This is a genomic window from Nosocomiicoccus sp. HMSC09A07 (assembly GCF_001808485.1).
In the GTDB taxonomy this organism is placed as follows: domain Bacteria; phylum Bacillota; class Bacilli; order Staphylococcales; family Salinicoccaceae; genus Nosocomiicoccus; species Nosocomiicoccus ampullae_A.
Window position 1 is genome coordinate 20,086 of the sequence record NZ_KV793623.1, and the last position, 17,440, is coordinate 37,525.

Consider the following 17,440-nt stretch of genomic DNA (forward strand, 5'->3'; position numbering starts at 1 on the left):
GGTTGTTACCTCCTATTTTTACTATCCTGTAAAACGATTGTATTTGTCGATGGAATGCTCTTTTCTAAATTACATGTAAAGAATAACACTTGATGTTCTTCTGATTGCTTTTTAAAGTAATCTAAAATTGTTCTTGTACGTGTCTGGTCAAAGTGTACAAATGCATCATCGATAATAATCGGTAAATTATAATAGTTTTTAAGTGCTTTTATTAAGCTAATGCGTAACGCGATATATAATAGTTCTTTTGTCGACTGTGAGATTTCAGAAGGATCAAAAATTTGACCGTTACTATGCTTCACTTTAATGATGTTGTCTTCATACATCACATCGATATAGCGTTCTTTTGTAATATATTCAAAGATTTTTCTCGCTTCTTCAACGACGATTGGAAGACGCTTGTCTTTGATCGCTTTAATGTGTGCTTCGATTAACGTCTTAATATACATCAGTGACATATAATCGACAGCGCTCGTTTCTATACTATTCTTTTCAAGTTCGTATTGATGACGGAGTACTGAAAGTTGTCCGTTTTTTTCAAGATGTTTAATGTCTTGTTCGATTTTTGCAAGCATAGTTGTCTCTTCGTCGATGTCATTTTCATAGTTTTCGATTATCGTATTAAGCGCTGTTTCTTCGTCTCTTAAATCAGCTGTGTTGAATTCAGATAATTGCTGTCTTCTTTCTAAATCGAAGTTTTCTTCTGTTAACTTGTTATTGAGCTCTTTGAATCGTGCTTCATTCTCTTTAAATTCTGTAAACATTCGGCCGTAGTAATAATATTCGTCCTCATCATCTGCTCCGACATATTTAAAGAGTTCCTTCATTTCTTTTTCTGCAACGTAATTACGATTATCAATGACGTCGATTTCGTTTTCAAATAAGTTAATTTGCTCTCTTAAGTTATGATATGTCGATTTATCTTTTAATAGCTTTTCGAGCAGCTTATTCGTTTCAAAGAAAATTGAATTAATGTGGAAATCGATACCGTATTTTGAAACTTCTTCTCTAACTGAATTACTAAATTGCGTAATATTACTATCAATTGCTTCGATGCGTGTATTCAGCTCATCGACGTTACGTCTCATTTGTTTGATATTACGAATCGTATATATCGTATCGACGATTTGAGCATTTTCTAATTCATCGCTGACGTATAATTTCTCTTTAACACGAGCAAGATCTCGTTTTAACTGGTCATTTGTACTATCTAAAATCGAACGTTTTTCTTCTAAACTTTCTAGTTTAATTTCATCTGATAACTTTTTATTCGTATGACGATCGACTTCGTTCATCATCTCACGTGCATCATAATAATCGAAGTTTAAATCGTGCGCTTCTTTTTTCTCTTTAATTTGTTGTTTAAGCTTTTCAAGGTCTTGTTCGTATTCATCTTTTAAATGATCGTCTTCTTCTTCAGTTTTATTGAGTTTTAATAAGAGTAATGATAATAACCCAACGACGATAAATATAATACCGTATATATTTTGGTTACTTATAAAGATAAACGACAGACCAATTAGCATGAGTATGACACTCATCGAGATAATCACTGTGCCTTGAGTTTTATTACGTGCTTCTCGCTTTTTCTCTTCTTCAAAGTACTTATCTTCAATTAAATGATAGACGCGTTCTTTTTCTTTAAGCTCATGTTCTAAGTCTTGAACTTCAAGTTTTGCACGTATTCTTTGATTTGAAATTTGACTGTCAGAGAAACTTTCTAGTTTTTTATCCGTCTCTTTAATTTCATCTTTTAACTGGGCGATTGAATTATTATAAAATTCGCTTTCCATTTCGATTTCATCGTGACGGGAGAGTAAACTTTGAACATTTTCTCTCACGATGTTTGAATCATCTACATCTAAATGCTCTTCTTGCCAACCGATATCGTTCATCGAGCGGTGAATTTTTTCTTCGATCGTTGCGACTTCACTTTGTAAACGTTCGAGTTCAAGCAGTTCATGTTTAATATTTGGCTCTTCTTTACTCAGTCTTTCTAAATAATTAAGTGTGTCTTCTTCTGGTAACACGACTCTATTCTCTTCTCGGATGAGTGCTTCGAGCTTTTCTTGACGAAGTAATTTATCTTTTTGACCCGTCGTTAAATGGTTTTTAAGCGCTTCATAACGCTCAATCCCTTTTTCTGGGAACAAGGCTGGTTCGACATCGATTTTATTTGCTAAACTTTGCCACTCTTTAATTTCAGGATGATACATAATTTCTTTCATCTTATTTTTGAGTTGCTGTTTAGTACTATTTACCGAGTGTCTTTTACGTTCGATACTTTCGATAATTTTATGCTTTTCACTCACGAGTGATTCATATGTCTCTTCATACGATTCAAGCTCTGCGATTTTTTCAGTCATATTGCTTATCGAATCAATTTTTACGTTAATATCTGGTTTTGTACCGTTACGTTTATATAGCTCGTCAAGCTTAGTGTTAATTGCGTTAAGCATGTCTTCATATTTATTAGAACCGAGTGCACCTGCACGCAGTAAATAATCTTGAAGGTCTTTTTCGGTTAAGTTTTTGTTAATATCTTGTAGACCGAGAACATCAAAAGAGAATATCGAACGATACATTTCTTTATCGATATAATTTAATTTTCTTTTTAGCCAATCTTCGCTTCGTTCTGTACCGTCAGCCATCGTAATACGTACATCTCCAGCTGACTTATTACCTTTAATACGTTCAATAGTTACCGGTCCAACTTCATCGACAAACTGAACGATTAGTCGCCCACCATAGGCGTTACCAAGTCTCGGTTCACGTCTTGGTTCGCCTTCGTTTCGGCGCGGGAACCCAAATAAAATCGAGTGAATAAACGACATCATCGTCGATTTACCCGCTTCGTTTTCCCCAAACACTTGGACGAAATCATGTTCAATTTTAAAACTTTTATCGATGATTTTACCGTAACCGTATATATCTAATCCTTTAATTTTCATATTGTTACTTCCTCATGAGTAGTTTTAAACGTGCTTCACCAAGTTCTAGTAGCTTTTCTTTGTCGATATCTTCCATTGGTGGTAAAAATTTATTGACTTTCGGGTCCATATATAACGTGTTTAACGCTGTTTTATATAGATCATCGTCATCTTTAAATGAATTTTTTATATCTGTGAGTAGTGCGTTTTGATCGGGATTTTCTTGTTCGATATATAGTCGATCAATCCACACAAAGTCTTCGACATCTCGTTCATCTTCTTGTAATAGAGATAGTATTTCGTAATAGTCGTTACCACTAATGTCTTCTTCTCCGTCATAATAGACCGTCAATTCGATTACACGACTACCTTCTTTACGGAGTTTGTTTTTATATTCCGTGACTGCACGATATAACTCATCACGGTAAATATTATTGACTTCAAGATCATAGCGTTCAAACTGAATATCTTCAACACTGACAAATGTACTATATAAATGAACGTGGTCTCCGGATACGATATAAAATCCTTTTTCTCCTGTTTCATTCATATGACGCCCTTGAATGTTACCTGCATAATTTATAAGCGGCATATCTGATAGTTCTTGACGCTGATGTATATGCCCAAGTGCCCAGTAATGATAGAGTTTCGAACGTAAGTCTTCTAAAGTAAATTCTGTATATCGTTTACTCTTCGTATTCGACTTAGAATACGTTCCGTGTAATATACCGATATGAATACCGTCGTTTCGATTATTTACTGGATAATGATCAATTTTATTTTCGTATGTTTCATCGTGTAAATAACTAAATCCGTGTAAAAAGATTTTCTCGTTATCTTTACTCATCAATTGATATGTTTCGATGTTTTCTTTAAATACATGAACAGTACTTGGCCAACTCGTCTTAACGTTATGATCAAGTGGGTCATGGTTACCGTGAATCATATACGTAAAGATTCCGTTATCTTCTAAACGTTGAAATTGTTCTTTTAAAAATATTTCTGATTTTAATGTTCTGTTTTTTTGGTCAAATACATCTCCAGCAATAATGATAAAATCGACTTTCTCTTTAATTGCATAGTCGATCATACGTTTCGTTGCGTTGTATGTACTTTCCATTAAACGATCAACAATGTGTGGCGGCAATTCACTTCTCGACTTAAACGGGCTATCGAGATGTAAATCAGCGGCGTGGATAAATTTAACCATCGTTCACCTCACCTTTCTTTTCATACATTATACCAAAAAACGACAAAAGAGGCATGGGGTCTAACCCTTGCCTCTTGAGAGATTATATTCGTTTAAAAACCTATAATCAATCTACTATAATTTACTCATTCACTTTGTATAGTTCTTCGATTGGTTTCATAATGACGCGGTTTAAGTCTTGGATTAACATACTTAATTTTTGCTCCGCTTCCATTAATTGTTTAATGTTTTCATCTTCTTCTACTGATTGTGCTGTTTGCTGTGCACGCTCAATATCAGAATCTAACATTTCTTCCCCTTGCATTTGTTTTAATTGAAGTTCCATTTGAACTTCTCTAAATTCATCGAATAATTTTTTTGAATCTTCATTTTCATTTACCGCTTTATAAAAAGATTCTAATGCTTTAAATTCTTCAGATTGTCTCAAAGCACTTTCAAGCGCATTTGCTTGATCATATACATTTACCATGGAATTCTCCTCTGTATTTAAAATTTCATATTGATTATAATATCATACGTCTAATATAAAATAAAATGATACGGTTACACTATTAACGGAACGAGAATACCTTGTAAAAATCCAACGATTCCTCCAAGTACATATCCGAGTAACATAATCATTTGGAGTTCTTTTCTCGCAACTTCAAACACTAAAAATTCGAGTGTTTTTATGTCAAAACTATCGATTTGACGTTTAATCACTTCAGCTAATTTTAAATGTTTTACGATACTTGGAATGTACTTTCCAAGATAATGCGTGATGTTGTCTCTTAAACGTAGTTTTCCTGAAGATTTAAACGTTTGAAACATCGTCTCATTTAACTGAGCGATTGGTCTATCGAGTAATTCTTCTAAATTCATTTTGCGTTTAAAAATTTCCGCTGCACTATGTGTCGCTTTTTCTTGATCAATTTTAGAGATATATTCGCTCGGAGATTTTTTTATAAATTTATCATACTCTCTTACGATGAATTCTCGTTCAATCGATTTCATGTCTTCATGACTTAATAGCTTCACTAACTCCCCTTGTACACGAGTTGCAAGGGAGTCTTTCGGTACGACATATTTTAACGCACGCTCGAGTTTACCTCTATTTTCGATAAAATCATCAATCATCGTATATATATCTTCGTAACCTTTATCGGATGTTAAATAAGTAATGATTTTTTCGTTAATCACAAGATGTAAATTATTGACTTCTTTGTCAATCGTCTCTTTTGCGTCATGCGGAATCAACGATTCAATTGACCTGTTCATAAGTTCGTCACTCGACGTTTTTATCTTCGAATCAATTTCTTGATATAAAAATGATAATATTTTCTCTTTTAAATTTGGAGATATTTTATTTAACACGTCACCGATTGACACGTTTTCTTCTTCAATCGTTTGAATTTGGCGATCGATGAATAAATCCATAAACTTTTGTGATTCTTTACTTTGTAGTTTTTCTACAAAAACTTCCGGTGTTAATAAATAGCCTGTAATTATATTTCCAAGCTTTTTAGATGCCTCATCTCTACGCATCGGAACAACACCAGGCGTAAGTGGGATGCGTTTCCCAAATATATGTTTTGCTTCATACGGATGAAATAACATTTTAATCGCTATCGTGTTCGTTATTCCACCGATTAACGCACCGACAATTGTCGTTATTATAATCGTCGTCACAGACATTCTTATACCTCCTTAAAAAAAGAACACCTAAGTGTAGGTGTTCGACATATTATTCTGAAGTTTTTTGTTTGAAGAATGTCACTGCTTGACGCTCTAGGTAAGACGCGTGTTCTGCCTGATTGTCAGCATTTACGACGCGGTAGAGATCGTTCATTTTGTTTTTCTCTAATCTCCATCCGTCTTTTTCTTCTAATTTCTCCCAATATAACATTTCTTTGTTATATTGTGGATAGTGAGCATTACCGCGAGATAATACTTGAGCAAGTTCTAGTGGGTCTCCACCGAAAGTACTTGTTAAAATGTCGCTATCTCTGAATAATGCACAAATTGAAACACATGTTGTCCAGTTTGGAACTATTCTTTCTTTTTCGATTTGTACGAGTGTCTTTTTAGAAAGACCGACTGTTTGACTCATTGAATCTTGAGTATACCCAGCTTCTGTTCGTACTATTTTGAACTTCTCCTGAATGACCTTAGTAAAGGCTTTTTTGTCCATAACTAAAATTCTTCCCTTCATTTATACGTTAAACTATGTGTTAACGTGTGTTTTCCTCATTCGACTCGAGGATATTAACATCCCATTTAGCAGTCGCACCTTTTAGTTGAACAAAGTTTAATCTTAAAGTAACTCTTCGCAACGATGAATGAAACTGGTAGGATAATATTTAAAATGACATACAATATAATACTGTCAACGTTTGATGAGAATTCTATATACATGAATTTCATCGTAGAAACACATTTTAGTACATAATGTAGTGTAAATGCAATTAAAACGCATGTTATTCATATAATTTTCTAATGAATTTCAAATTAATACGTCTTTTTATTTTATAATTATGCCATTTTGTTTTCTGTTTGTTAATACCTATCGTGCTATTTTATTATATTCCTTTTTAGACGTAAAAGTAAAATAATACATATGTAATCTCAATTAAAAAGTGATAAAATTTATATCTAGATTATTTTTGTTCGAGGTGCTTAAATGCAAACGATTAAACAAAATATTAAAAAAGCACGCCACGGTGCAGTGCTTTCTATTTGTACATATATTTTTTTAACAGTCGTTAAAATTACCGTTGGTTTTTTCGATAAGTCCGATGCGTTAATCGCAGACGGATTAAATAACTTTACTGACGTGATTGGATCGACAGCGCTATTTATCGGTTTAACAATCGCTTTAATTCCAAGAGACGATAACCATACGTATGGTCACTTTCGTGCAGAGTTAATTGCAGCGTTAATTGCAAGTTTCATTATGTTTGCGGTCGGTATACAAGTCATTATACAAACGGTTATTAAATTTATTAATAACGACTTCGCTGAACCGAGTACGACGTCGTTATATGTATCTCTGTTTTCAATGATTGTAATGTTTATCGTCGCGGTCATTAACTATAAACTTGCAAATAAAGTCAACAGTGTCGCGTTAAAAGCTGCGAGTATCGATAACTTCCAAGACGGCATGGTATCTCTTGGTGCTGCGATTGGTATCATTGGAGTATTACTTGGTTTTAAAACACTGGATACAATTGCGAGTTTTTTAATCGGAGCGTTAATTATATACACTGCGATTATTATTTTTAAAGAAACCGCAACGACATTAACTGACGGATTTAATAGCAAAATATTGAATCAAATGAAGACACTCATCGAAGATGTCGACGGTGTCATAGACGTTGTAGATATTAAGGGTCGTTCTCACGGATTTATTTATTTTATCGATGTGACAGTCACTGTCGATCCACATTTAAACGTGATAGAAGGACATAAAATTACCGAACACATCGAACATGCTATGTCCGACGCATTCGGTGATACTGAAACAATCGTTCATATTGAACCCGCAGTTATAAATTAATAATGTGATGACGAATCGCATAGACGACAGCTTGTGTACGGTCAGACACTTCGAGTTTATTTAAAATATGACTCACATGTGTTTTGACCGTTTTTTCACTTACAAACAGCGTCTCTGCGATTTCTTTATTACTTTTACCGAGTACCATCTCTTTTAGCACTTCTAATTCTCTAGTTGATAATACATTTTTTTGATGTGGTAATTGCCCTTTAGATAACATTAACTCCACATCAGGATGAATAACCTGATCTCCATTTGCAACTCTTCTTAATGATTCGATTAAATCATCCGCATCCATTTCTTTAATTAAATAGCCGTCTGCTTTTTTATTTAATGCAGGACGTACGTACTCTTCTGACGTGTAGCTCGTTAATATAACGACTTTTAATTTTGGAAAATCTCGCTTAACGATTTCTAATACTGCCATACCGTCCATTTCAGGCATGACTAAATCGAGTAATACTAAATCTATCATTTTATGATTGTCTTCTAAAAACTGAATTAACTTCGCACCACTATCGACATCTTTTACGACTTTTAAATCTTCTGTCGTACTAAGTAAAAACTTCATACCTTCACGCACGACTGCGTGATCATCAGTAATTACAATATTCATAGTTATATCCCCTCTATTCAATCGGTATCGTAAAGCGAATCGTCGTACCATGCCCAAGACTAGATTTAACACTAAACAACCCACCGAGTCGTTCGACACGTGCTTTCATATTTTTTAGACCGTGTTGGCGCGTAACTTCTTTCATATCAAATCCGTCACCTTCATCTCTTACAACGACAGAAAACACACCTTCAGAAACGATAATTTTGACATCACTTTTATTAACATTCGAGTGCTTGCTCGTATTATTTAACGCTTCTTGGATGACACGAAACACTTCAATTTCACTATTATCTGGTAACTGATAAAATCCATCGATATCAATCGATAATTCAATATGAATGAGCGCTGCATATTCTTTTAACGCGTCGACGAGCCCGTTTTCTAACCCAATTGGTTTTAGCTGCCAAATTAATGCTTTCATTTCATTCATTGCATATTTAGACGTCGACTCAATTTTTTGTAGCGTCGATTTCATCTCTTCTGACTCTGCAATTCTAACTCCAGCATTACTCATAATGTTAATTGAAAAAATCGTCTGACTAATCGAGTCATGAAGATCTCTTGCGAGGCGTTGACGTTCTTGAATACGTGCATTTTCTTTTTCAATCTTTGTCAGTTCAAGTCGCTTTAACGTTGAACCGATTTGAAACGCGACGGATTCTAGCAAATCTAACGTGTCCTTATCGTATGCTTTAACGTATTTAGAAGCGACGTTTAATATACCGAACGAATCCCCACTAGATATAAGCGGTACTGTCGCGTGATGTGTGATCCCTTCATTTTTAGAAGCATCTTCACGCATCAATTTTTCTAGTCTAGAACACGCGATTATATTCGTCGCATTTTTTAAATTATCATGGTTATACTGATTGACGCACCAACATTTACCGTTAAATAATTTCTCATAATCATTTTCCTTTAATCCAACTGGTAAATTATAATGAGCAGCGAGGTCGTGTTCTCCATTATTATCAATGAAAAAGATCCATCCTGTATTGAATTCGCTATTGTCGATCAGTAACTTCAGCGCCTCGTTTAACATCGTGTCTCGATTTGTCTCTTGATTTAAATACTCTGCAATCATTCGTAGTAATTCTATTTTACTTTTCACATGCATGCTCCTTGTAAAAAATTAGACACTTTATTTACTCTATACAATTCTCTTTATGTTAAAATAAAACTTAACGTACGTAACACATTGAGGTGATAGGTTGAATAAGAAATTTTTAATGCAACTCATTTTCTTAGTGTCACTCATCGCGACACTCGGGTCTTTATATTTTAGTGAAATTAGAAACTACATACCATGTGAGCTATGCTGGTATCAACGAATTTTAATGTACCCACTTACTATTATATCTTTAATCGCAATAATTAAAAACGACATAAAAGCGAACATTTATATATTATCGATGAGTGTATTCGGCTTTTTAATCGGCATTTACCACTATTCACTTCAAAAACTACCGGCTATACAAGACGGGTTGAATGCGTGTAGTGATAACTCTTGTACAGTGACATACGTAAACTATCTCGGATTTATAACAATTCCGTTCATGTCGCTTACAGCGTTCTTTATTATTATTATTTTATCAATACTCACTTTTAAAAAGGAGAAAAACTATGAACAATAAATTATTTTACGGTGTTATCGCGGTTGTTATCATCGCCTTTGCTGCGGTATTTTTAGTATTACAGTCTGACAAAAATAATCCAGAAAAGATTAGTGAAAGTGGTTATTATCCATATACTGATAAAGAGGTCAAAGACCTCCAAGGTCCAACAATCGACAGATTAGACGATGAGAACTATCATTTCAATGAAACACCTGAAGTGACACAAGAAAAGATCGACTCTGAAGAAGAATTATTCGTCTATTACTGGAGCCCAGTTTGTCAGTATTGTATCGAATCTACACCACTATTAATCGGTGCAAAAGAAAAAGAGGATTTCCCTCTCGTTCAACTTAACGTGTTAGAATATCCAGAATACCAGCAAACTGCAGGGATTACTGCAACACCAACACTCGTCTACTATAAAAACGGTAAAGAAGTGACGCGTGCAGAAGGCGGCGCACAATCGGCAGACAACTACGTAGAATGGATTAAAAGCGTTAGAAACCAATGATTTTTACCGTCACACAGCAAAACGAATCGCTAGAAAACATTTTAAAATCAATGCATATTCCTAAAAAAGAAATGCACTGGTTAAGAATGAGTAAAGAAATTACGATAAACGGCGAACAAAAACAATTAAGAGATTTAGTCAGTCAGGGAGATGTTGTTCATCTTCCTGATTTTTCACAAGATAGTAATTATATAAAAAGTAACGAGACAGTAAATGTCATGTACGAAGATGATTATTTAGCAGTCGTGTTAAAACCGCACAATAAAAAGACGCATCCGAACGACGACGAAACAAATACGTTAATGAACGACGCGGCGAATACAATTTCATCTGCATACTTAGAGCCCGTACACCGATTAGACTACGACACGAAAGGCCTTCTCATACTCGCTAAAAATAGCTACGTTAAAAAGATGTTAGACTATATGATCGAACACCATGAAATTATAAGAGAATATACAGCATATGTCTCTTCAATCGGTAGATTAAAAATCGGTAAAATAGAGTTACCAATCAAACAAGCGAAAAGTAGAAATCATCAAGAAGTGAATCGACGTGGAAAACACGCAGTAACAAACGTTATTTCAATCAAAGATAATAAAGTGACAGTTCAACTGGAAACAGGACGTACACATCAAATTCGCGTTCACTTGTCATATCTCGGCGCACCGATTATTGGAGATAAAATATACGGTGGCACTAACAATGATACACTACGACTCTACGCTTCACGTGTCCAGTTTAACCATCCCGTTACAGAAAAAATTATCAATGTAGAAATATAAAAAATGGTCAGTCTCATATGAGACTGACCTTTTCTATTTCAATTACGCATTCGGATGAATCATGTCTTCTGGACGGATCCATTCGTCGAACTGTTCTTCTGTTACTAGACCAGTTTCTAATGCTGATTCTTTTAATGTAATACCTTTTTTATGTGCGTTTTTCGCAATAGTCGCTGCATTTTCATAACCGATATGTGGGTTTAATGCTGTGACTAACATGAGTGAACGATTTAATAACTCATCGATTACTTCCATGTTCGGTTCAATTCCAACTGCACAGTTGTTGTTGAACGTATCCATACCGTCGCCTAGAAGGTAAATAGATTGTAACGTGTTCATTAAAATTAATGGTTTATAAACGTTTAATTCAAAGTTACCTTGTGACGCACCAAATCCAACTGCTGCATCGTTACCAAATACTTGTGCTGCAACCATCGATAACATTTCAGCTTGCGTTGGGTTTACTTTACCTGGCATAATTGATGATCCTGGTTCGTTTTCAGGAATCGTAATTTCACCGATACCTGCACGTGGACCAGATGCTAACCAACGGATATCGTTAACGATTTTTAATACATCTCCGGCTAATGCTTTTAAAGCACCGTGGAAGTATACAACTTCATCGTACTGTGATAACGCGTGGAATTTGTTGTCAGATGAAACAAAATCATATCCTGTTTGCTCAGAGATTTGTTTTGCAACTCTATCACCGAACTCAGGGTGTGCGTTTAAGCCTGTACCAACAGCAGTTCCACCGATTGCTAAGTTTGCGAGTTGTTTTTTAGATTCGTTGATCATTTCTAATGACTTATCTAAAGAATATCTCCAGCCACTCACTTCTTGACCAAGTGAAAGTGGTGTTGCATCTTGTAAGTGTGTACGACCGATTTTAATAATATCTTGGAACTTTTCTTCTTTTTCTTTAAACGTGTCGCGTAACTTTTGAAGTGCTGGAAGTAACGTCACTTCTGTTTCAGTCATTAACGCAACGTACATTGCTGTTGGGAACGTATCGTTTGAGCTTTGTGATTTGTTGACGTCATCGTTAGGATGAACAACCTCGTCACTACCCTTTTCTTTTAAATAATCGTTCGCAACGTGTGCAACGACTTCGTTCACGTTCATGTTACTTTGCGTACCGCTTCCGGTTTGCCATACGACTAACGGGAAGTGCTCGTCTAGTTCTCTAGCGATAATTTTGTCTGTCGCGTAAACAATTGCGTCTTTTTTCTCTTCAGATAATTTACCGAGTTCAGAGTTCACAATTGCAGCCGCGCGTTTAAGTTGTGCAAAAGCAACAATCACTTCAATCGGCATTTTTTCTTTACCAACTGGGAAGTTTTGACGACTTCTCTCAGTTTGTGCTGCCCAAAACTTATCTGCTGGAACTTTAATTTCACCAAACGTATCATGTTCTATTCTGTAAGACATTAAAAAAATCCTCCTGAATTTGTATTTACCATTAGTATAACTGAAATTACAGGAGGATTCACTTAAAATTATTTAGTTCATAATTACTTTTCCGGTTCGTCTTTACCGAGGTCTTTATCTTCTAAGTCCGCACCGTGGTTTGTATGGTCTATTGACGCTGTTTGGCCCTCGGAGATAGCTTCCATCTCTTCACCGAGTGCTTTTACGTCTTCTGTATTAAACGTCATCGTATTTTCGTCAGTGTATTCTTCATTACGTTTTTTATCCATCATTATCTCTCCTACGCAAACTTGTACGTGTAAAATTCGCGAATGTCTCTATCTAGTTTACTCGCCGCTTCAGCGTCTAAAATAACAGTTACCATACGATGATTTTTTACTTTACTTAACGGAGAATCTTTACTCATATCTGCGTCGTATAGTTTACGAACTGTTTCACTCGCACCGCTACCTGACGCATATATAAATAACTCTTTTGCTTTAAATACGTCGTCGCTACTACCAGATTTAAATCCTTTAAATTCATGATCTAAATTTAATACCGCAACGTTTACTTTCTCTTTTTTGTCGAGATAACGATTTAAATCGTCATCTGATTTTACGTTACGAATTTGTTGCTCTGGAATATCGAGTGCGTTAAATTTCGCACCCCCATCACCATTTGCAAGTAATAATTTCACGTTTGCTAAATTGACTGGATGGTTATTTACTTCACCGATTAAATAATCATATGCGTTATCTAATGTATCGTTTAAATCAAGTACTAATGTAGAATCCGGATTTAATGAAATTTGTTTTCTTAATTGATCTGCTAAAAATAAATCCGCATCATGTTTTGTTTCATAAATTCTAAAGTTTAAAGCCATAATTGTCGTCTCCTATCAGAACAGTTATTAATAATAGATTACCCGAAAACAGCCATTTTAAACAATGTTTAATTGATATTTAAAATACGCTTTGTTTCACTGACAAAATAGTTTATAATGAGAGTAACTATTAAACGCACTGGGGGATATTATAGATGAAAGCAATTCTTATCTTTATGGTATGTGCAGCATTCCTAACTTCGATTCTTACAGCTGGTAAAGAAAACAAACCAGGATACGTCGATAACGGACCAGATGAAAAATAATAATGACATAACAAAACGCAAACTTCTAAAGTTTGCGTTTTTTCGTTTAATCTTTTAAAAATCCTTGTGCATTTAATACGTCTTTTATATCTTTACGGACTTGGTCCATTTTTGATAATTTCTTAACGACTTGCTCTGACCAGTTATCTTGTCGTTTATTTTCATCGCGAGTTTTATAATACTCTGTAATTGTTTCATCGTAATCATTTAGGGACGCTTCGATTTGTTCAAATTCTGGATACGTATTTTCAAAGTAAACTGTGTCTTGTGGTAATCTTTCTTTAAAACTACCTTCGCTATTTTTATATCCAACTGCCATACCAATCACTGGGAACGTTCCTTCTGGTAGTTCTAAAATTTCAATCATTTTTTTCGTATTGTTGCGAATCGAACCTAAATAACAAATCCCTAAGTCTAGAGACTCTGCTGCGACTGCTAAGTTCTGTGCTGCAAGCGCTACGTCTACGACACCGATGAGTAAACTTTCAGTCGTATCAAAATGTATTTCATATCCTTTACGTTTTGCAAGCTCTAAATGACGATTATAGTCTGCGACAAAGATAAATAAATGACCATTATCTTTTACGTACGGTTGTGTACTAATTTCCATAATCGCTTGTTTTTTATCTTCATCTGTCACACCGATAATTGAATACGCTTGAACGTAGCTTGACGTCGAAGCTTGCTGTGCAGATTTCACTAGTGTTTCAATCACTTCTCTTTCAAGTGGTTGATCTTTAAAATCACGAATCGATCGGTGATTTTGTAATAATTGAATTGTCTCGTTCATGTTCATCCTCCTATATAAGTCCTTTAAAACCTTGTTGACGTAGCGCTTCGTAAAGCACCATCGCAACTGTATTTGAAAGATTTAAACTTCTAAAATCTTCGTGCATCGGAATACGCATTAAACGGTCTTTGTACTTTTCTTTAATATAGTCGGGAAGACCTTTCGTTTCTCTGCCGAAGATTAGATAGTGGTCTTCATCTGAATCAGAATAATCCTCTTCATGATAATAATTTTCTCCGAATTTAGAAATAAAGTAAAGTTTCCCGTCTGCTTCTTCTAAAAAGTCTTCGATACTCTCGTGATATGTAATATCGAGATCGTACCAGTAATCCATACCTGCACGCTTTAAATGTTTGTCAGTAATTTCAAACCCTAATGGTTTTATTAGATGCAACTTCGTTTTCGTCGCTGCACATGTACGTCCGATATTCCCTGTATTTTGTGGAATATCTGGTCGAAATAATACGATATGATTCATAATTTAACCCTCTTGTATACCTTTTAGCATTTCTTCTTTTACTGCTTCGTCTGTTTCTTTACTGTAGCGCTCGTGAATATAATCGAGTGCTCTATCGCCTAAAATTTGTCCAATCGCCCAGTACGCTGTCCCTTTAATGACAGGGCGTACGTCGTTTTCTGCGACGTCTTTTAACGTCGGGATCGCACTTTCTTCTTTAAAATGTGCGAGCGCGATAATTGCGTTACGCTGTAACGGATTTTTACCGCGCCATACACCTGCTAAGTGACCATACGTCTCTTTGAATTCTCTATTTGACACTTTTAAAAGACTCGTTAATTCCGGCTTTAAAATTTCTGGCTCTAAAATAATATCGTCTTGCTGGGTATTGATACCAACGTTTAACGGGCACACTTGCTGACACGTGTCACATCCGTAAATTCTATTACCGATGGACTTACGATACTCGTCTGGCACAAATGTTTTCGTCTGTGTTAAAAACGATATACACTTTTTAGAATCGAGTTGTCCGTTTCCAACGAGTGCTCCCGTTGGACAGCGGTCAATACAAATCGTACAGTCCCCACAAGTTCCAACGAGTGGTTTATCTGGCGGAAACGGAATGCTAATAAGCATTTCACCTAAGTACGTCCACGTGCCAAGTTTCGGATTGATTATAAATCCGTTTTTACCGACAAATCCGAGACCACTTCGTAGCGCAACTTCTCTATCAGATAAAACACCCGTATCGACCATAGACATCGTTTCAACACCGTCGACTCGTTCTTTTATAAACGCCTCTAACTTTTCGAGCCTCGTTCTAAGTAAATGATGGTAATCAAATCCCCAAGAAGACCTCGCGAATATACCACGACGTTCGCCTTTACGAGACTTCGGTGCGTCTTTTGGTAGACGATTCGGATACCCAACTGCAATCGCGATAATTGAACGCGCACTCGGGAGAGACAACTTCGGATTTACACGCTCTTCAATCGTCCCTTTTTCAAAACCAGATTCATAATTGTTTTCGTAGTACGAAATTAATTTATCTCTAAACTCATGAAACGGTTCTGCTGTCGTAAAACCAATTTCGTCAATGCCGATTGTATGTGCGTATTCTATTATTTCATCTTTTAACTTTTGATAGTCCATACGCCACCTCTTTAAATAGATTAAAAAAGAAGCCGAAGTTGGCTTCTTTTAATACTGCATTGCTTTTTTTATACGATCAGGAATGATGAGTACCTCTGACACCATGTCTTCCGGATGGAACGTGTGATCGATACAGTCTTCAAAAAAGTCGATATGTGTTTGATCAATCGGTGAAGTCGTTTCACTTTCTGCTGCTTCTTTATCTTGAATTGTATACCAGTAAAGATATTCTACATCGTTAAACGCTTCACGGAAAATCGTCTCGACATATACTTTTTCACCTTCGACGTTACGAATGACACCTTCCATATTTTCTTGGATGTATTTCAACCAGCGGTCTACTTTTTTAGACTTACCTGGCTTCACTCTAAATTTAGTTAATTCCACTTTATACATTTATTTCACCTCTTGCGATATGCAAATAAACATTCTAAAATGATACTCAATACATTATTAGATTATACACTTATTCTAGAATATCTCCACACCGATTATAAAGAAAGGATTGAGACAATTTATGCTTATTTTAGCATCTGGATCACCGAGACGGCAAGAGTTATTAAAACAAGTCGAATTAAACTTTTTAACTATTATCCCAAATGTTGACGAATCTTCTGTCACTGAAAGAGATCCACAGAAGAAAGCAATGGCTCTCGCAAGCTTAAAATCATACGCGATTGATAACGACGAAGACATTATTTTATCGTGTGACACACTCATACAGTTTAACGGTGAAATATTAGAAAAGCCGGCTGACCGAGCCGACGCACGCCACATGCTTAAAATGCTATCGGGCAAAACGCATACTGTTATTTCAGCAGCACTCCTGCGTAAAGGTGACACTGAAATACCAATCGTTAGAGAAACTGAAGTCGAGTTCTTCGAGTTAGACGATAAAGAAATCGAACACTACTTAAACACAGACGAACCATATGACAAAGCAGCAGCCTACGGTATCCAGGGACTCGGCGCGAAGTTTGTTAAGCGAATCTCCGGCGATTACAACGCTGTCGTTGGATTACCACTTGGAGATGTGTGTCGGGAACTGAGATTTTTTGAATAAGGAATAACACTTGCTAACTTCTATTCAGTTAACTAGGGGAAGAAGATTAGCAGGTGTTTTTCATCAATAAGCCACTATTCGTCAAGCTTTCGGGTAAATCTACACTATTACTTCATGAATAAGCCACTGTTCGTCAAGCTTTCGGGTAACTCTACACTATTACTTCATGAATAAGCCGCTATTCGTCAAGCTTTCGGGTATCTCTACACT

19 protein-coding genes are annotated in these 17,440 nt (G+C 35.6%); 5 read left to right on the top strand and 14 right to left on the bottom strand.

Features of this window, described 5'->3' with window-relative positions:
• Positions 1–5: 5 nt before the first annotated feature.
• The 5 genes from HMPREF3177_RS00290 to HMPREF3177_RS00310 form a co-directional block, all read right to left on the bottom strand.
• Positions 6–2,951, bottom strand: a complete 2,946-nt coding sequence (locus HMPREF3177_RS00290; RefSeq protein ID WP_070456205.1) for an ATP-binding protein — start codon at positions 2,949–2,951, stop codon at positions 6–8.
• Between the two features lie 4 nt (positions 2,952–2,955).
• The gene (locus tag HMPREF3177_RS00295) at positions 2,956–4,140 is read right to left on the bottom strand and encodes a metallophosphoesterase family protein (RefSeq protein WP_070456207.1); all 1,185 of its coding nucleotides are present in this window, start codon (positions 4,138–4,140) and stop codon (positions 2,956–2,958) included.
• A 121-nt stretch (positions 4,141–4,261) separates the two neighbouring features.
• Positions 4,262–4,609, bottom strand: coding sequence for a YlbF/YmcA family competence regulator (locus HMPREF3177_RS00300; RefSeq protein ID WP_040929034.1), 348 nt, complete (start codon positions 4,607–4,609; stop codon positions 4,262–4,264).
• A 74-nt stretch (positions 4,610–4,683) separates the two neighbouring features.
• Entirely contained in the window at positions 4,684–5,814 is a 1,131-nt protein-coding gene (locus HMPREF3177_RS00305; RefSeq protein ID WP_070456210.1) for a DUF445 domain-containing protein, read from the bottom strand.
• Positions 5,815–5,863: 49 nt separating this feature from the next.
• Positions 5,864–6,310 (bottom strand): helix-turn-helix transcriptional regulator, encoded by a 447-nt coding sequence (locus HMPREF3177_RS00310; RefSeq protein ID WP_040929032.1) that lies wholly within the window; start codon positions 6,308–6,310, stop codon positions 5,864–5,866.
• A 489-nt stretch (positions 6,311–6,799) separates the two neighbouring features.
• Here HMPREF3177_RS00310 and HMPREF3177_RS00315 point away from each other — a divergent pair, with 489 nt between their 5' ends.
• Complete coding sequence (locus HMPREF3177_RS00315; protein ID WP_070456212.1) at positions 6,800–7,675, top strand: cation diffusion facilitator family transporter; 876 nt, start codon at positions 6,800–6,802, stop codon at positions 7,673–7,675.
• Here HMPREF3177_RS00315 and HMPREF3177_RS00320 read toward each other — a convergent pair.
• Together HMPREF3177_RS00320 and HMPREF3177_RS00325 are read right to left on the bottom strand one after the other, a co-directional pair.
• Positions 7,665–8,291 carry a response regulator gene (locus tag HMPREF3177_RS00320; protein WP_068130646.1) on the bottom strand — a complete coding sequence of 209 codons (627 nt, stop codon included), beginning with the start codon at positions 8,289–8,291 and terminating at the stop codon, positions 7,665–7,667. The two genes, HMPREF3177_RS00315 and HMPREF3177_RS00320, sit on opposite strands and share 11 nt — an antisense overlap.
• A 13-nt stretch (positions 8,292–8,304) precedes the next feature.
• A complete protein-coding gene (locus HMPREF3177_RS00325; RefSeq protein ID WP_083286799.1) occupies positions 8,305–9,405 on the bottom strand; it encodes a GAF domain-containing sensor histidine kinase in 1,101 nt (366 codons plus the stop codon).
• Positions 9,406–9,505: 100 nt separating this feature from the next.
• On the opposite strand from HMPREF3177_RS00325, the gene HMPREF3177_RS00330 reads away from it, so the two are divergent.
• The 3 genes from HMPREF3177_RS00330 to HMPREF3177_RS00340 are packed head-to-tail and all read left to right on the top strand — an operon-like array spanning position 9,506 to position 11,206.
• Complete coding sequence (locus tag HMPREF3177_RS00330; RefSeq protein ID WP_306452479.1) at positions 9,506–9,928, top strand: disulfide oxidoreductase; 423 nt, start codon at positions 9,506–9,508, stop codon at positions 9,926–9,928.
• Positions 9,918–10,421 carry a thioredoxin family protein gene (locus tag HMPREF3177_RS00335; RefSeq protein WP_070456216.1) on the top strand — a complete coding sequence of 168 codons (504 nt, stop codon included), beginning with the start codon at positions 9,918–9,920 and terminating at the stop codon, positions 10,419–10,421. Before HMPREF3177_RS00330 ends, HMPREF3177_RS00335 begins: the two co-directional genes overlap by 11 nt.
• Positions 10,418–11,206, top strand: a complete 789-nt coding sequence (locus tag HMPREF3177_RS00340) for an RluA family pseudouridine synthase (RefSeq protein WP_070456218.1) — start codon at positions 10,418–10,420, stop codon at positions 11,204–11,206. Before HMPREF3177_RS00335 ends, HMPREF3177_RS00340 begins: the two co-directional genes overlap by 4 nt.
• A gap of 42 nt (positions 11,207–11,248) precedes the next feature.
• Here the strand turns inward: HMPREF3177_RS00340 and fumC are convergent, their stop codons facing one another.
• The 7 genes from fumC to HMPREF3177_RS00375 form a co-directional block, all read right to left on the bottom strand.
• On the bottom strand, positions 11,249–12,637 hold the full coding sequence (gene fumC, locus HMPREF3177_RS00345) for a class II fumarate hydratase (protein ID WP_068130659.1): 1,389 nt from the start codon (positions 12,635–12,637) through the stop codon (positions 11,249–11,251).
• Between the two features lie 83 nt (positions 12,638–12,720).
• Positions 12,721–12,906 carry a hypothetical protein gene (locus tag HMPREF3177_RS00350; protein ID WP_070456221.1) on the bottom strand — a complete coding sequence of 62 codons (186 nt, stop codon included), beginning with the start codon at positions 12,904–12,906 and terminating at the stop codon, positions 12,721–12,723.
• Between the two features lie 11 nt (positions 12,907–12,917).
• The gene (locus HMPREF3177_RS00355) at positions 12,918–13,502 is read right to left on the bottom strand and encodes a sugar phosphate isomerase family (RefSeq protein ID WP_070456223.1); all 585 of its coding nucleotides are present in this window, start codon (positions 13,500–13,502) and stop codon (positions 12,918–12,920) included.
• A 312-nt stretch (positions 13,503–13,814) separates the two neighbouring features.
• Positions 13,815–14,558 (bottom strand): oxygen-insensitive NADPH nitroreductase, encoded by a 744-nt coding sequence (gene nfsA / locus HMPREF3177_RS00360; RefSeq protein WP_070456225.1) that lies wholly within the window; start codon positions 14,556–14,558, stop codon positions 13,815–13,817.
• A 10-nt stretch (positions 14,559–14,568) separates the two neighbouring features.
• Positions 14,569–15,036 carry a tRNA (uridine(34)/cytosine(34)/5-carboxymethylaminomethyluridine(34)-2'-O)-methyltransferase TrmL gene (trmL, locus tag HMPREF3177_RS00365; protein WP_371327384.1) on the bottom strand — a complete coding sequence of 156 codons (468 nt, stop codon included), beginning with the start codon at positions 15,034–15,036 and terminating at the stop codon, positions 14,569–14,571.
• Positions 15,037–15,039: 3 nt separating this feature from the next.
• On the bottom strand, positions 15,040–16,167 hold the full coding sequence (gene queG / locus HMPREF3177_RS00370; protein ID WP_070456230.1) for a tRNA epoxyqueuosine(34) reductase QueG: 1,128 nt from the start codon (positions 16,165–16,167) through the stop codon (positions 15,040–15,042).
• 48 nt (positions 16,168–16,215) lie between these two features.
• The gene (locus HMPREF3177_RS00375) at positions 16,216–16,563 is read right to left on the bottom strand and encodes a DUF6176 family protein (protein WP_068130678.1); all 348 of its coding nucleotides are present in this window, start codon (positions 16,561–16,563) and stop codon (positions 16,216–16,218) included.
• A gap of 121 nt (positions 16,564–16,684) precedes the next feature.
• Between HMPREF3177_RS00375 and HMPREF3177_RS00380 the strand changes: the two genes are divergently transcribed.
• Complete coding sequence (locus HMPREF3177_RS00380; protein WP_083286800.1) at positions 16,685–17,230, top strand: Maf family protein; 546 nt, start codon at positions 16,685–16,687, stop codon at positions 17,228–17,230.
• The last annotated feature ends 210 nt before the right edge of the window (positions 17,231–17,440 follow it).

Bases quoted from the DNA above. Each gene is read 5' to 3' on its own strand.
- HMPREF3177_RS00290 (WP_070456205.1), bottom strand. From the start codon at position 2,951: ATGAAAATTAAAGGATTAGATATATACGGTTACGGTAAAATCATCGAT.
- HMPREF3177_RS00295 (WP_070456207.1), bottom strand. From the start codon at position 4,140: ATGGTTAAATTTATCCACGCCGCTGATTTACATCTCGATAGCCCGTTT.
- HMPREF3177_RS00300 (WP_040929034.1), bottom strand. From the start codon at position 4,609: ATGGTAAATGTATATGATCAAGCAAATGCGCTTGAAAGTGCTTTGAGA.
- HMPREF3177_RS00305 (WP_070456210.1), bottom strand. From the start codon at position 5,814: ATGTCTGTGACGACGATTATAATAACGACAATTGTCGGTGCGTTAATC.
- HMPREF3177_RS00310 (WP_040929032.1), bottom strand. From the start codon at position 6,310: ATGGACAAAAAAGCCTTTACTAAGGTCATTCAGGAGAAGTTCAAAATA.
- HMPREF3177_RS00315 (WP_070456212.1), top strand. From the start codon at position 6,800: ATGCAAACGATTAAACAAAATATTAAAAAAGCACGCCACGGTGCAGTG.
- HMPREF3177_RS00320 (WP_068130646.1), bottom strand. From the start codon at position 8,291: ATGAATATTGTAATTACTGATGATCACGCAGTCGTGCGTGAAGGTATG.
- HMPREF3177_RS00335 (WP_070456216.1), top strand. From the start codon at position 9,918: ATGAACAATAAATTATTTTACGGTGTTATCGCGGTTGTTATCATCGCC.
- HMPREF3177_RS00340 (WP_070456218.1), top strand. From the start codon at position 10,418: ATGATTTTTACCGTCACACAGCAAAACGAATCGCTAGAAAACATTTTA.
- fumC (WP_068130659.1), bottom strand. From the start codon at position 12,637: ATGTCTTACAGAATAGAACATGATACGTTTGGTGAAATTAAAGTTCCA.
- HMPREF3177_RS00350 (WP_070456221.1), bottom strand. From the start codon at position 12,906: ATGGATAAAAAACGTAATGAAGAATACACTGACGAAAATACGATGACG.
- HMPREF3177_RS00355 (WP_070456223.1), bottom strand. From the start codon at position 13,502: ATGGCTTTAAACTTTAGAATTTATGAAACAAAACATGATGCGGATTTA.
- nfsA (WP_070456225.1), bottom strand. From the start codon at position 14,558: ATGAACGAGACAATTCAATTATTACAAAATCACCGATCGATTCGTGAT.
- trmL (WP_371327384.1), bottom strand. From the start codon at position 15,036: ATGAATCATATCGTATTATTTCGACCAGATATTCCACAAAATACAGGG.
- queG (WP_070456230.1), bottom strand. From the start codon at position 16,167: ATGGACTATCAAAAGTTAAAAGATGAAATAATAGAATACGCACATACA.
- HMPREF3177_RS00375 (WP_068130678.1), bottom strand. From the start codon at position 16,563: ATGTATAAAGTGGAATTAACTAAATTTAGAGTGAAGCCAGGTAAGTCT.
- HMPREF3177_RS00380 (WP_083286800.1), top strand. From the start codon at position 16,685: ATGCTTATTTTAGCATCTGGATCACCGAGACGGCAAGAGTTATTAAAA.